The sequence below is a fragment of the Microbacterium sp. AB genome, assembly GCF_032878875.1.
GTDB classification, from domain to species: domain Bacteria; phylum Actinomycetota; class Actinomycetes; order Actinomycetales; family Microbacteriaceae; genus Microbacterium; species Microbacterium betulae.
This window is the reverse complement of the sequence record NZ_CP118157.1, coordinates 2,046,254-2,060,135: the sequence shown is the minus strand read 5'-3', so window position 1 is coordinate 2,060,135 and position 13,882 is coordinate 2,046,254. Positions and strand designations below refer to the sequence as shown.

Below are 13,882 nucleotides of genomic sequence, written 5' to 3'. Positions count from 1 at the left end.
GGCATGGTCGGCGCAGAAGCGGAGGTGACAGCTCGCAGACTGGCACGAGTACTCATAGAGCGAACCCCACCTTCATCCGCCCTCACAGTCGCGGTTGCGACGACGGAAGCCCACGTCGATGAAACTATCCAGCAGCTCTTCGACCTGTCGCCCGCGCGGCGATCCAGGCTTGGTGAGTTCTTGATCGGGCGTTCTACACCGGCGTTCAAGCAGAACTGGTCGGCCCGTCAGGAGGTCTTGCGGGATGGGTTCGGCATTGTCATCGAACCTCAGACTCTTGTTCAGCACTTGATGCTCATCGTCGATGCCCGTAATGCTCTCGCACATGGTGACGGAGCACTGACTACCATGCAGACCACGAATTGGTCTCGGGCGAACGAGTTGCGCCGAAACCTGGAGCGGAAGTTGCATGTCTCGGTGGTGGGTCGCAGCATCATCATTACTCGAGAGTCGGTCGAGGAGGCGATCAGAATGCTGATCGATTACGTTGTCGCGTTGGATGCGGCGGTGGCGGTGGCGGGTATCGGCGACTAGGGAGTCGGCCCCAGGCCCGTATTACTCCCCGTCGAGTAACCGGGCTCGAGCCGGACGTGCGGAGCTCATCACGGCCGATGAGGCGAACCTGCCGTGCAACTGACGTTTGGGTACTCATGCGAGTGCTGCAGGCCTGTCATAACCGTACCGTTAATGGTACTATTTTGGCGAAGGGTGGAAGCGATGGGATACCGGATAGATCTCTGGGAGCTCGCTGCATCCCGCAACGGCGTGGTGACTGTCGCCGAGGCGGAGGACGCGGGCGTGCCTGCCGTCGAGGTGCGGAAGCTCGCTGCTCGCGGTGCGCTCCGCGGATACGGGCAGGGTGTATACACGCACCGCGACGTGCCGACGTCCCCGTTCACCGAACCGCTGGTTGCCGTGGCTCTTGCCGGGGAAGGCGCGTTCCTACACCGCGAATCCGTGCTCGATCTGCTCGGGCTCGGGCAATTCAATCCGCCGAAGGTGCGTGTGGGCACGCGCCGCCGCGTACGGCGCACGTTGCCAGAGTGGATGGAACTGGAGAACCGGCCTGACGTACCCGAAGAGGATCTCACTCACTACGAGGGCATCCCGGCGACGACTGTTCAGCGGGCACTGGAGGACATGCGCGATCGGATGCCGCCGGATCGATGGGAGGACATGGTCGATGAGGCGCTCAGACGAGACTTGATCGGCGAGCAGGACGCGGCTGCAGGGAAGGCGGTGTCGGCGTGACTGAAGTGGCCCCGCCGCTGAACGTGACGCAACTCAATGCCCGGCTCGCGCAGGTCGCCGCCGAACTCCGTATCCCGATTGCGCGTGCTCGAGTGATGCTCTGCACGCTGATCGTGTCACAGATGCTTCCCGATGCTGTCGCCGTCAAGGGCGGCATGGGTGTGAAGCTGCGCTTCGGCGAGCGCGGTACACGCGCTACCTCCGACCTCGATGTCTCCACCCGCGTCCGCGGCGAGGAGTTCGAGCAGGCGTTCCGTGCGCGTTTGGCCGAGGGATGGGGAACAGTGCCGGCGTCGAAGGGCGAGCTGCGTCGCGATCCGGATGCGCCCGAACGCGTCGCGTTCACCGCGACCGTCCGAACGGTGAAGCTCCATGACCCGGGGCTCGCTCGACCGGAGTATGTGATGCACCCGTACCGGGTGTCGATCGCGTTCCTCGGCGCAGCCTGGGGTGCGCTTGATGTTGAGGTCTCGGATCCCGAGATCGATCCCTACGCGCATGCGCGAAAGGAGATCGACGGCGAGCTTGTGCAGTTCGGTGCCTACTTCGGATTCGGGGATCTGCAACCCGTTGAGCTCGTCGATCTGGAGTACCAGATCGCGCAGAAGCTCCACGCTGTCACCGATCCTGCCTACGTGAGAGCACATGACCTGGTCGACCTGCAACTCCTCTGGAATGCCGGCCCTGATCTGCCAGTCTTGTGGGGGTTGTGCGTGCGCACGTTCGACTGGCGACGGCAGCAGGCATGGCCGCCGCTCCCGTTGCGCCCGATGGGCGGGTGGGAACTCGCCTACGCCGACGCGCGCGCCGAGACGGAGGTCGACGGCCAGACGCCCGTACTGCCGGACATCGCCGCTGCGCGTGAGTGGCTTAATCAGGTCATCGACGCTATCGCCTCGTCGTCTGTCCCGAGCGACAGTCTCCCGGAGGGCACTTGATCTGGTGACCAGATTGGTGACCAGAAATCCTCCTGAGAGGCGCGAATCAGCACGAATCACTGCGTAGCTGTCGGTAGACTCGACCCCATGAGATCCCTGAAATTACGGGGAACTCCACCGATTCGGGGCTTCGCTCGGACGGGCCAGGTGGCTCTCAGTTGTTCTTGGTTCGAGTCCAGGTACCCCAGCCACTCTGCCGTCGACATCTTCGCAGACGCGCGGATCGTTCGACGTGATCCAGGAGCTCCGCTGAGCGGCGTTTCACGTCTCGGCGCGCGTGGCTCTCATCGCTGCCCGAAACGGCCGCGTGGCCGGCCGGTGCGCGTTGACGACAGACGCTCCGGCCGATCGTGAGGCGGCGACGCTCAGACGGCGAGCGGCGTCCGACGGCCGAGCATGCCGCGTGCCTCCCGCGTCTGAGGCGGGATCGCCGACAGCAGCGAGCGGGTGTAGGGATGCGAGGGATGCGCGTAGACCTCTTCCGTCTCGCCGATCTCCACGATGTCGCCGAGGTACATCACCGCAACGCGGTCCGCGATGTGCCGGACGAGCGAGAGGTCGTGCGCGATGAAGACGATCGACATGCCGAGGCGCTCGCGCAGCTCGCAGAGCAGATCGATGATCTGCGCGCGGATCGAGACGTCCAGCGCCGAGACGGGCTCGTCGCACACGAGCACGTCGGGATCGAGTGCGAGGGCTCGCGCGATCCCGATGCGCTGTCGCTGACCTCCCGAGAACTGATGCGGGAAACGGGTGGCCATCTCCGGGGAGAGGCCGACGAGCTCGAGCAGTTCTCCGACACGTGCACGACGGGATGCCGGAGTCCCCGTCCTCGTCGCCGCCAGCGGCTCCGCGATGATCTGCTGCACCGTCATCCGGGGGTTCAGGGACGTGTACGGATCCTGGAACACCATCTGCACGCCTCGACGCAGGATCTTCCGGTCGCGAAGGCGACCACAGGTCACGTCCTGCTCCCGGTAGGTCAGAGTCCCTTCGTCGGGGGAGTCGAGGCCCACCAGCATCCTGGCGAGCGTGGATTTGCCGCTTCCGGACTCCCCGACGATGGCGAGGATCTCGCCGCTGTGCAGGCTCAGGTCGACGCCGGCGACAGCGACCACCCGATGCGCGCGTGGTCCGCTGCCCGCCCGGAAGGTCCGCCGCAGCCCGACGCCCGACAGGATCGGAGTGGCGTCCTCCTCCGCGGTGGGGATGGCGGAGACCTCGTTCGGCATCGAGTTCAGCAGTTGGAGCGTGTACGGATGCCGCGGCGCCGTCAGCAGCGTGTCGGCGTCGCCGGCCTCGACGATGCGACCGGAGCGCATGATCGCGACCTCGTCGGCGACCTCCATGACGACGCCCAGGTCGTGGGTGATGAGCAGGATGCCCATGCCGAGGCGATCGCGCAGCGAGAGCAGCAGCTCGAGGATCTGCGCCTGCACCGTGACGTCGAGCGCTGTGGTCGGCTCATCGGCGATGATGAGGTCGGGTTCGAGGGCGATCGCCATCGCGATCAGGATCCGCTGCCGTTGGCCGCCGGAGAACTGATGCGGATGGTCGTGCACGCGCGTGGCGGGCGACGGGATGCCGACGAGCGTCAGCAGCTCGACGGCGCGCTCGAGCGCGGCGCGACGGCTCACCGCGCGGTGCGCGCGGATGAGGTCGACGATCTGGTCGCCGATGCTGAGGACGGGGTTCAGCGCTGAGAGGGCGTCCTGGAGGACAAGGCTGACCCGAACCCCGCGCAGGCGGCGGTGTTGCTCGGGCGTGAGGCGGAGCAGATCCGTCCCGCCCAGCGTCATCGAGGTCGCCTCGATCTCGCCCTGGTCGATGAGCCCCATGATCGCCCGTGCCGTCATCGACTTGCCGGAGCCGGACTCGCCCAGCAGCGCGAACACCTCGCCTCGGCGCACCGTGATGTCCACGCCGTCCACGACGCGGGCGGGCCGCGCGTCGTTCCCGAGCGTGACCGTGAGGTTCTGGACGTCGAGCACGATGTCGTGCACGGGTGCGGGCGCGTTCTCCATGGAGCCCATCATGACAGCCGCATGAATCTGTTTTGTTTCGAGTAAGAAACATAACAGCCGAAATTCACCAGAACAGTTGACATCTACGCCGAAATCCCCGAAGTTCGAGACGTTCTCTCCGTCCGTCACGCGGAGAGAGGCCCGCGCATCATCGAACCGAAGGAGCGCCTCCGTGCTCGAACCCGCAGCCCGGTACACCGGCTACACCGCCTACGACTATCTCGAAGCGGGCAAGGACTACCGCGCGTTCCGCTACGCCCAGCAGATCGGCCGCGTGCCCGCCTACGCCGGGCTTGAGCTCGGCGACGCGCAGAAGGAGCGCGCTCAGCGCCTGCTGCGCGAAGAGACCGTGATCTCCCTGCACGAGCACGTCCAGGTGTTCCCCGAGGACATGGGGGAGCTCCGCGACCACATCCGTCAGGGCCGCGAGCCCACCGGGTACGAGGGCCTCTCACGTTCCGGGCTGACCGCCGTGTTCGACAACGGCATGGACGGCACGTGCTGCATCTCCAGCGACGCAGGGTGGAAGTACCAGGACGTGCTGTTCGACCTGGGCGTGCGCATGGCGGACCTCGCCCACCAGGACTTCGTCATCAAGGCCGAGACCGTCAAGGACATCCAGCGCGCGGCGGAGACCGGCCGGGTCGCTCACGTCTTCGCGCTCGAGGCCGCCACCATGATCGAGAACGAGGTCGACCGTCTCGACGTGCTCTACGGGTTCGGCGTGCGCCAGATGGGCATCGCCTACTCCGAGGCGAACATGCTGGGCTCCGGTCTCAAGGAGCGGGCCGACGGCGGACTGACCTACTTGGGCGAGCGCGCCGTCGAGCGGATGAACAAGCTCGGCATCGCGATCGACATCTCGCACTCGGGCGACCGCACCTGTGTCGACGTCATCACGCACTCCAAGGTGCCGGTGTTCATCACCCACGCCGGCGCCCGCGGCCTCTGGCCCACCAACCGGATGAAGACCGACGAGACGATCATCGAGTGCGCCAAGCGCGGTGGCGTGATCGGCATCGAGGCGGCTCCGCACACGACGATCTCGCCCCAGCATCCGAAGCACTCTCTGGAGTCGGTGATGGACCATTTCCAGTACTGCGTCGACCTCGTCGGCCTGGACCACGTCAGCTTCGGACCCGACACGCTGTTCGGCGATCATGTGGGCCTGCACGACGCGTTCTCGTCGAACCTGTCCCTCGGCCAGGCGCACGCCGACGTCGAGTACGAGAAGCAGCCGTATGTGGACGGTGTCGAGAACCCCGCCGAGGCCTTCTCCAACATCATCGGCTGGCTCGTCAAGCACGACTACTCCGACGACGAGATCCGCGCCGTCGTCGGCGGCAACACCATGCGCGTCCTCGAGGAGGTCTGGGTCTGATGAAACACCGCAGAGTGCTCGCCCTCGGCGCGGCCGCGGCTCTCGCCGTCGGCCTCGCCGCGTGCGCCCCTTCGGCGCCGGAGCCGGGGGAGTCCGGCAGGAGCCCGGGCCCCCGCGATGCGACCCTCGGCATCGGCACGACCACGGACGTGGTGAACTTCAATCCGGTGCTCGGCAACAGTCGCACCGACTCGTGGATCACCAACCTGATGTACCCGCACCTGCTGAGCATCAGCGACGACGGCACGAAGGAAGCGCACGTCGCCACCGACTGGGGCTACGTGGACGAGACGACCGGCTACTACGAGATCCGCGACGACCTCACGTGGAGCGACGGAGAGCCGCTCACCGCGGAGGACGTGGCCTGGACCCTGAACGCGGTCAAACGCGATCAGGCGGCGGGCACCTTCTACGGCCAGCTGGGCAACCTCGACACGGCCACCGCGGTGTCGGACACGCGCGTCGAGCTCGCGCTCACGCAGCCGGACTCCTCGATCGTCGACGAGATCGGCTTCTGGGGCGTCGTCGTGCCGAAGCACGTGTTCGAGCCGCAGGGATCGATCGCGGAGTTCGCCAACGACGGCAGCGACGGCGGATGGGTCGGCATGGGGCCGTTCGTCCTGACCGACTTCCAGGTCGGGCAGCACTACACGCTCGAGCGCGTCGAGGACTACCCCCTCGTCGAGGGCGGCGTCCCCGGACCCGCCGAGGTCGTCTACCGCGTGTACCCCGACGTGAACACCGAGATCCTGGCGCTGCAGAGCGGCGAGATCGACGTCATCGCGAACGCGCTTCCGCCCGCACAGGTCGAGCAGCTGAGCAGCGCCGACGGCCTGCAGGTCATCGAGGCGGCGGGGCTGGGCTACGCCCACCTCGTCTACAACATGGCCAAGCCCGAGCTGGAGGACGTCCTCGTCCGGCAGGCGCTCGCGCACGCGGTCGACTACGAGGCGATCCGCACGGTGGTGCTCCAGGGGCAGGCGGTGTCCACGGGCTCCAGCGCGCTCATGCCGGTGTTGGCGAGCTACTACGACGACACGGTCACCGAATACGCGTTCGATCCCGAGCTGTCGCGCTCCCTCATGGAGGAGGCCGGCCACACCGCGAACGCCGACGGGACCTTCCCGGTCTCGTTCCGGCTGATCTACTCGCTGCAGGACAGCGTGACCAGCCAGTGGGCGCAGATGGTCAAGGACAGCGCCGCAGAGGCCGGCATCGCCATCGAGCTTCAGGGCACCGAGCGGAACACCTACCTGTCGATGACGAGCGAGGGCGACTACGACATCTACGCCGGGAACTTCGCGATCATGGACGACCCGGTGACGAACTTCGCGCTGTCGTACCTGCCCGGCGGGGCGATCAACTACACCGATGTCGACGATCCGGAGCTGAACGCCCTGATCGAGCAGGGCATGGTCACCTTCGACGAGGAGGAGAAGATCTCGATCATGCGCGAGGCGAACCGGATCGTGCACGAGCAGGTCTACGACAACATCATATACACGCAGAACCTGTTCTTCGCCGCCAGCGACGAATGGGCCGGATTCATCTCGAAGCCGAGCGAGCTCCTCTCGATCGTGAACCCGCTCTCCCTCGCCAGCGCGTACCCGGTCGAATAATCCACCGTCGAATCTCGAGGAAGGTCGCCCGGGTGTCCCGAGCATCGTTCGTTCTCCGTCGTGCGGGGCGAGGCCTGCTCACGATCTGGTTCGCCGTGACCGTGACGTTCCTGCTCCTGCGTCTGCTGCCCGGCGACCCCGCTCTGGCGCTGGCGAGCCCGAACATGACGGATGCCATCCGGGCGACCATCCTCGAGCAGTACGGCCTGGACCGGCCCCTCGTGGTGCAGTACGCGCTGTACATGTGGCAGCTGCTGCAGGGGAACCTGGGGATCTCGTTCACCCAGTCGATCCCCGTGTCGGACGTTCTCCTGCAGCGGCTGCCGTGGACGCTTCTGCTCACCCTCTCCGCGCTGGCGCTGACGATCGTCATCGGCATCCCGCTCGGCGTGGCCGCGGCTTCGCACGAGGGCCGCTTCGTCGACAGGTCCGTGCAGGTCCTCGGCGTGACCGGCCAGTCGCTCTTCGTGCCGAGCGTCGCGATCCTGCTCCTGTTCGCGTTCGGCCTGAACCTGGGCTGGCTGCCCATCGGCGGCGCGTACGCGAACGGCGCCTACGGGCTCGAGTGGTACACGAGCGTGGCCAGGCACCTGGTGCTGCCGGCCGTCTCCCTCATGCTCGTCCAGGTCGGCTCGTACGTGCTGACGATGCGCTCGACGCTCATCGAGACCCTGGGGGAGGACTACATCCTCCTCGCCAAGGCCAACGGCGTGCACGGCCGCCGCATCCTCTGGAAGCACGCGCTGCGCAACGCGCTGCTGCCCACCACGACGCTCATCGGACTGCAACTCGGCTTCCTGGTCGGCGGCGCGGTGCTCACCGAGACCGTGTTCGCCTACCCCGGGATCGGGCGCGGCATCTTCGAGGCGGTCACCCAGCTCGACTTCCCCGTCCTGCAGGGCGCCTTCCTGATGCTCGCCGTCACCGTCGTGGTCGCGAACACGATCACCGACATCGTCTACGGCTACCTCGACCCGAGAGTGAAGACGTCATGACCGCTCCCTTCCTCGCCGGAGCGGCCCCGCTGCCGGTCTCCGACACCGCGCCGTTCGCCGAGCCGGTCGCCTCCGGCAGGGAGCGCGCCGGCGCGCACACCTGGCGGGCGTTCCGCCGAGACCCGCTCGGGATCGTCTCGCTCGGCCTGCTGCTCCTGCTGGTCGCCATCGCGCTGGCCGCACCTCTCATCGCGCCGTACCCGGCTAGCTACGGCCCCGATGTGCTCCGTCCGCCGGGCGGGCAGCACTGGCTCGGCACGGACGCGCTCGGACGCGACGTGTTCTCCGAGGTGATCTGGGGAACCCGGCAGAGCGTTCTCGTGGCCGTCGCCGCCTCCGTGATCGCCATCGTCTTCGGCACGATCATCGCCGTGATCGGCGCCTACTTCCGGCGTCTGGACGGCGTCATCAGCGTCGTCGTCGACATGACGCTCTCGCTGCCCGTCCTGCCGCTGATGATCCTGGTGGCGGCGCTGGTCGGTCCGAGCACCACGACGATCATCCTCGTGGTCGCGGCCTTCTCCTGGCCGGAGGTGACTCGTCTGGTCCGGTCGCAGGCGCTCACCGTCGTCGGGCTCCCGTACGTGGACGCGTCCCGGCTGATGACGACGTCGCCCTGGTGGATCATCACCCGGCACCTCCTGCCCGCCGTCACTCCGGTGCTCGTCGTCTCCGTCGTCGTCACGGCGTCTCGGGCCGTCCTGTCCGCCGCGGGGCTGGCGTTCCTCGGTCTCGGCGATCCCACGACCTGGTCGTGGGGCCGGATCCTGTTCGAGGCGCAGCAGGCCGGGGCGATGGTCAGCGCCTGGTGGCTCACGCTCTTCCCCTCGATCGCGATCCTGATCCTGGTCCTGTCCGCGACGCTCCTCTCCATCGCCTACAACGACGCGCGCAATCCGCGCCGCCTCGCCCGGTGAGGGAACGGGAGCCCCCCCACCGGGTCCGACCAGCGTCCGAGACCGGATCGCGCTCCGGGCGCGCGGCACCGATTTCGAGAAAGAGGACATCATGGCAGCAGATCAGACCGTCTCCCCGGAGTTCGCTGCGGCGACCGGAGAGCACCAGCGGGTCGAGATCAACGGCAACCACCTGGCGGTCGAGGTGCTCGGCCCGGAGGGCGCCCCGGTGATCATCGCCCATCACGGCGCTCCCGGGCTGGGGTCGCGCGCCGAGCCGCGAGCGAGCTTCGGGCGACTCGCCGACGAGTACCGCGTCGTGGTGTTCGACGCGCGGGGGAGCGGCCAGAGCGAGGGGAAAGGCAGCTACAGCCATGAGCAGTGGGCGGCCGACATCGACGGCCTGCGCGCATGGATCGGCGCCGAGAGGATCGTGATGGCCGGTGGCTCGTACGGCGGCTTCATGACGCTGGAGTACGCGCTGCGGTATCCGGACCGTGTGGAGGCCATCGTGCTGCGCGACACGTCGCCGGACAACTCCCACGCGCACCTCGCCCGCGAGAACGTGCTCGCCTCGGACCGGGTGACGATCGACATGGACAAGTTCGACCGGATCGATGCCGGGCGGGTCCGCGACGACGAGGACCTCAAGGACTGCTGGCGGGAGATCCTGCCGCTGTACGACTTCGTCTACGATCCGGAAGCGGTCGAGCGCAAGGCGGAGGCGACGCCGTACCGGTACCGGGCGCACAACGACGCGTTCTCGCTGAACCTGCCGGGCTACGACCTGAAACCCCGCCTGCACGAGATCGTTGTGCCGACACTCATCACCGTGGGGCGGACGGACTGGATCACGCCAGTATCGTGTAGCGAGGCGATCGCCGATCTCGTGCCGGACTCCGAGATGGTGGTGTTCGAGAGATCCGGGCATTCCCCGCAGATCGAGGAGGCAGAGGCGTGGACGAGGACGGTGCGCGGATTCCTCCATCGGGTCTGTCCGCCGACCCGATGAGCGGCATCCGGCTCGGCCGGGAGGTCAGCGATCTCGACCGTCGCATCGTCGTGGCGCTTCAGCAGGACGGACGGGCGAGCTGGACCTCGATCGCGGAGTTCGCCGGGGCGTCCGTCTCGACCGTCACCCGGCGCGGGCAGCGTCTGCTCGCAGAGGGCATCGTCCGAGTGGGCATCGTGCCGACGCTGGGCAGCGAGGGCCACGTCGAGACGTTCTTCGTGCGGATCAACTGCAGCCCCGGCTCGCAGCTCGCCGTCGCCGAGGCGCTGATCGAGTCTCCGTACGTGCGCTTCGTGACACTGGTCACGGGCAAGTTCGACGTGTTCGCCGAGGTCGTCATCCCGGGGGACTCCGCCACGTACGCTCATGTGCTCACCGATCTCCAGGGGATCCCCGGTGTGGAGCGCTGGCGCAGCGACCTGGTCGTGCACACCTACAAGGTGAGCTTCGACTGGGGTCGTCAGCTCTACGACGCGCACGCCGAAGCGACCACCGATCCACTCTCGTACATGCCGGCGCCGAACACGTGCGATCCCACGCACTTCGATGACGCCGATCGGGCGATCGTCGAGGAGCTGCGCGACGACGGCCGTGCGTCGTTCCTCTCGATCGGCGCGAAGCTCGACATGAACGAGAGCAGCGTGCGCCGCCGGTACGAGCGGATGCGCGCCGCGGGCTGCCTCACGACCGTGACGATGGTGCCGGCATCCGCTCTCGGGATGAGCGCCGAGACGCTGCTGATGCTGAGGGTGGAGCCGTCCCGGATCGCCTCGGTCGCGCAGACCCTCGCGCAGCACGTGTCGGTGCGCTTCCTCGCGGCCGCGCTGGAGGAGAACTCGCTGTACTGCGAGATCATCCTGCCGAGCACGGAGACGCTGCACGACTTCATGACCGGCACCATCGCGCACCTCAAGGGAGTCCGGGGCTGGAGCGCCTCGATGGAGCTCGTCTTCATGAAGCGCGGCTTCATCGAGACGCCGTGGTGGCGCGCTCAGGTCGCGTCCGGGGTGACGCGCGCGGCGGTGGACGCGGCGCCCGGCGGCTGACGTGTCCGAGGCGCGGCGGGCGCCGGGGCGCCGTCGCTGCGCGGGACGTCATGCGCGTCGCAGCACGAACCCGCCGTGGTGGAGGATCCCGTCCACCTGCTCGCCGAACGCCCAGAACCCGGTGTCGTCGAGGTACGCGATCCGGTCCCGGTGCGCCCAGAAGCGACCCGTGTAGGCGTCGGCGCGACCGCCGCGCGTCTCGGAGTAGCGACCGTGCGCGGTGAGGAACTGCGTCATTCCGCGGCGGCCGTCCGTCCAGGCGCCGGTCCAGGCGGGACCGGGATCGTCCGAGTCGGCCACGGCGCCATCCCAGGCCACCAGGCGGTCCTCCAGGACGACGGCGAGCATGTCCCTCGGATCGACCATGAGCATCTCGCCGATGCGGGATGCGCGCACGGCGCCGCGGATCACGGCGAAGATCGCCGGGCGACCCGGCGCCAGCTCGTCGCGGTCGCGGGCGTCGTCACCTCGTGCGCGGATCGCGCCGTCGACCAGGAGCGGGACCACGGAGGCTCCCGGAGCGTCGAGCACGAGGGCGCCCGGCGGGTCGGGCCGCTGCGCCGGCCCGACCCGTGACAGCATTCCGTCCGTCGTCACGACGTCGCCGCGCACCGTTCGTGACGACGTCACGTGCACGACGGCGTCGCGGACGACGATGGTGTGCGATTCGGGCACGGGCATCGATCCCTCACCTCCTGGTCAGACTGAACGAGGTGTTCTGTCATACGGTCCAGCCTCCCCGACGGCTCCTGCATCCTGCGACCGCCGTGCCACCGCGCGTGCGGGGGTCCGCAGCTATCCGCCCGCCGGCATGCAGACGGACGGAGCGGGCCCGGCCGGTTCCGTCCGAGCACGTCCTCGTCGAGGATGGTGCCGCCGAGGCTCCCGCCGCCGTCGTGGACCTCTTCGAGGATCACGAGTCGGGGCGAGGGGGCAGGCGGACGCCTCGAGGTTCGCGAACGGCACGGGAACGGTCCTTTCCTCGCAGGTGCGGCCTGTCAGAGTGCGGCGTGCGTGGGGAGCAGGTCGGTGATCCCGATGCGGCGGTAGAACTCGACGCGTATCCGGTCGGCGACGGCGGACACGACCTCGCTGCCGTCCTTCGACGGATCGACATGGGAGCGGAAGGGGCGCCGCCCGGCGGGAAGGCCGACGATGCGGACGATCTCGTCTGCGACGGCCCGCACATCGGCGCCCTCCGGTTCGAGGTCGGCGAGGCGTCCGTCGATCTCGGATCGCAGCTGCCCGTATTCGACATCGTATGCGGCCTCGGTGTCGGTGTCGGCTGGGGTTCCGGCGTGGGCGAAGTGGTTGGTGCCGGAGGTGAAGGCGCCGGGGACGAGGATGGTCGTGTCGATGCCGAAGCGGATCAGCTCGGCCGCGTAGCTCTCCGCAAGAGCGTCCATTCCGGCCTTGGCGGCGAAGTACGGCGCGAGGAAGGGCGGATGGCCGCCGCGTGTGGAGGAGCTGCCGACCCACAGCAGCAGCCCGGAGCGCCGCGCCCGCAGGTGCGGGAGCACCGCCCGGTTGACGCGCTGGGTGCCGATCACGTTGACGTCGTACAACTCTGCGAGCTGCTCAGGCGTGAACGCCTCGGCAGGGCCGAGGACCATGTGGCCGGCGTTGTGGACGACCACGTCGATCCGACCGTGGCGGGCGAGCACCTCGGCGATCGCGGCGTCCGCCGATTCCCCGGACTGCACGTCCAGCTCCACGGCACCGAGCTCGATGCCGTCCGCCGCCGCGAGGCCGGCCAGGGCTGCGGCGTTGGGGGCGTTGCGGCCCTCGATGTCCCGCATGCCCGCGACCACGGTGTGTCCGGCGCGGGCGAGGGACTCCGCCGCCAGTCTGCCGAACCCGCTGGAGGCGCCGGTGACGACGATGACCTGGTCTCGTCCCGTCATCGGGCCATGCCGCCGTTCGCGCGCAGCACCTGGCCGTTGACCCAGTGCCCGTCGGGGCCGGCGAGGAAGGCGACGACGTTCGAGATGTCCTCGGGGGTGCCGAGCCGTTCCAGGGGCGGGTTCTTGGCGAGGGCGTCGATCTGCTCCGGGGTCTTGCCGTCGAGGAACAGCGCGGTCGCGGTCGGGCCGGGCGCCACGGCGTTGACCGTGATGTCTCGCCCGCGCAGCTCCCGGGCGAGGATGAGGATCATCGTCTCGACCGCGCCCTTGCTGGCCGCGTAGGCGCCGTAGTCGGGGAACTGGGTGGAGACGACGGTGGTGGAGAAGCCGACGAAGGATCCGCCGTCGTGCAGGCGGCGTGCGGCCTGCTGGGCGACCACGAAGGCGCCGCGGATGTTCGTGCGGTGCAGCTCGTCGAGCACCTGCAGGTCGAGGTCGGCGATCGGCGAGAGCGCCATGCGTCCGGCGGAGTTGACCACGACGTCGACGCCGCCGAACTCCTCCTCCGTCCGGTCGAACAGCGCGGCGACCTGGTGCTCGTCGGCGACGTCCGCCTGGACCGCGATGGCCGTGCCGCCCTCGGCGGAGATCGACGCGACGGTCTCGTCCGCGGCCGCGGCGTTGCCCGCAAAGTTCACGACGACGGCGAACCCGTCGGCGGCGAGCCGTTTCGAGACGGCGCGGCCGATGCCGCGCGAGCCTCCTGTGACGATGGCGATCCGCGAGGCGGCCGAACCGGCGGGGGCGGTGGTGATGTCGTTGTCTGTCATGTCTGCCACGATGCCCCTGTTCGCGCATCGCAACCAGGGGATGTCG

General features: G+C 68.3%; 13 protein-coding genes. 9 read left to right on the top strand and 4 right to left on the bottom strand.

Going from position 1 to position 13,882, the window contains the following annotated elements; all coding sequences use genetic code 11:
• The first annotated feature begins 3 nt into the window (after window positions 1-3).
• The 3 genes from N8K70_RS09720 to N8K70_RS09710 all read left to right on the top strand — a co-directional run bounded on the left by N8K70_RS09720 (window position 4) and on the right by N8K70_RS09710 (window position 2,189).
• Window positions 4-534, top strand: a complete 531-nt coding sequence (locus N8K70_RS09720) for a hypothetical protein (protein ID WP_317138148.1) — start codon at window positions 4-6, stop codon at window positions 532-534.
• 183 nt (window positions 535-717) lie between these two features.
• The gene (locus N8K70_RS09715) at window positions 718-1,251 is read left to right on the top strand and encodes a type IV toxin-antitoxin system AbiEi family antitoxin domain-containing protein (protein WP_317141209.1); all 534 of its coding nucleotides are present in this window, start codon (window positions 718-720) and stop codon (window positions 1,249-1,251) included.
• Window positions 1,248-2,189, top strand: a complete 942-nt coding sequence (locus tag N8K70_RS09710) for a nucleotidyl transferase AbiEii/AbiGii toxin family protein (RefSeq protein ID WP_317138147.1) — start codon at window positions 1,248-1,250, stop codon at window positions 2,187-2,189. Before N8K70_RS09715 ends, N8K70_RS09710 begins: the two co-directional genes overlap by 4 nt.
• A 365-nt stretch (window positions 2,190-2,554) precedes the next feature.
• On the opposite strand, the gene N8K70_RS09705 is transcribed toward N8K70_RS09710, so the two are convergent.
• Entirely contained in the window at window positions 2,555-4,342 is a 1,788-nt protein-coding gene (locus tag N8K70_RS09705) for an ABC transporter ATP-binding protein (RefSeq protein ID WP_317138146.1), read from the bottom strand.
• Between the two features lie 43 nt (window positions 4,343-4,385).
• Here N8K70_RS09705 and N8K70_RS09700 point away from each other — a divergent pair, with 43 nt between their 5' ends.
• The 6 genes from N8K70_RS09700 (at window position 4,386) to N8K70_RS09675 (ending at window position 11,162) form a co-directional block, all read left to right on the top strand.
• Window positions 4,386-5,594, top strand: a complete 1,209-nt coding sequence (locus N8K70_RS09700) for a dipeptidase (protein ID WP_317138145.1) — start codon at window positions 4,386-4,388, stop codon at window positions 5,592-5,594.
• Window positions 5,594-7,213 carry an ABC transporter substrate-binding protein gene (locus tag N8K70_RS09695; protein ID WP_317138144.1) on the top strand — a complete coding sequence of 540 codons (1,620 nt, stop codon included), beginning with the start codon at window positions 5,594-5,596 and terminating at the stop codon, window positions 7,211-7,213. Before N8K70_RS09700 ends, N8K70_RS09695 begins: the two co-directional genes overlap by 1 nt.
• Before the next feature lie 32 nt (window positions 7,214-7,245).
• The gene (locus tag N8K70_RS09690) at window positions 7,246-8,208 is read left to right on the top strand and encodes an ABC transporter permease (RefSeq protein ID WP_317138143.1); all 963 of its coding nucleotides are present in this window, start codon (window positions 7,246-7,248) and stop codon (window positions 8,206-8,208) included.
• Entirely contained in the window at window positions 8,205-9,125 is a 921-nt protein-coding gene (locus N8K70_RS09685; protein ID WP_317138142.1) for an ABC transporter permease, read from the top strand. Before N8K70_RS09690 ends, N8K70_RS09685 begins: the two co-directional genes overlap by 4 nt.
• Before the next feature lie 91 nt (window positions 9,126-9,216).
• A complete protein-coding gene (locus N8K70_RS09680; protein WP_317138141.1) occupies window positions 9,217-10,116 on the top strand; it encodes an alpha/beta fold hydrolase in 900 nt (299 codons plus the stop codon).
• On the top strand, window positions 10,113-11,162 hold the full coding sequence (locus N8K70_RS09675) for an Lrp/AsnC family transcriptional regulator (protein ID WP_317138140.1): 1,050 nt from the start codon (window positions 10,113-10,115) through the stop codon (window positions 11,160-11,162). Before N8K70_RS09680 ends, N8K70_RS09675 begins: the two co-directional genes overlap by 4 nt.
• A 48-nt stretch (window positions 11,163-11,210) precedes the next feature.
• Here N8K70_RS09675 and N8K70_RS09670 read toward each other — a convergent pair whose 3' ends face one another.
• From N8K70_RS09670 to N8K70_RS09660, 3 genes are all read right to left on the bottom strand, one after another.
• Window positions 11,211-11,837, bottom strand: coding sequence for an Atu4866 domain-containing protein (locus N8K70_RS09670; RefSeq protein ID WP_317138139.1), 627 nt, complete (start codon window positions 11,835-11,837; stop codon window positions 11,211-11,213).
• Between the two features lie 323 nt (window positions 11,838-12,160).
• The gene (locus N8K70_RS09665) at window positions 12,161-13,066 is read right to left on the bottom strand and encodes an SDR family oxidoreductase (protein WP_317138138.1); all 906 of its coding nucleotides are present in this window, start codon (window positions 13,064-13,066) and stop codon (window positions 12,161-12,163) included.
• The gene (locus N8K70_RS09660) at window positions 13,063-13,836 is read right to left on the bottom strand and encodes an SDR family oxidoreductase (protein WP_317138137.1); all 774 of its coding nucleotides are present in this window, start codon (window positions 13,834-13,836) and stop codon (window positions 13,063-13,065) included. The genes N8K70_RS09665 and N8K70_RS09660 overlap by 4 nt, the downstream gene beginning before the upstream one ends.
• Between the last annotated feature and the right edge of the window lie 46 nt (window positions 13,837-13,882).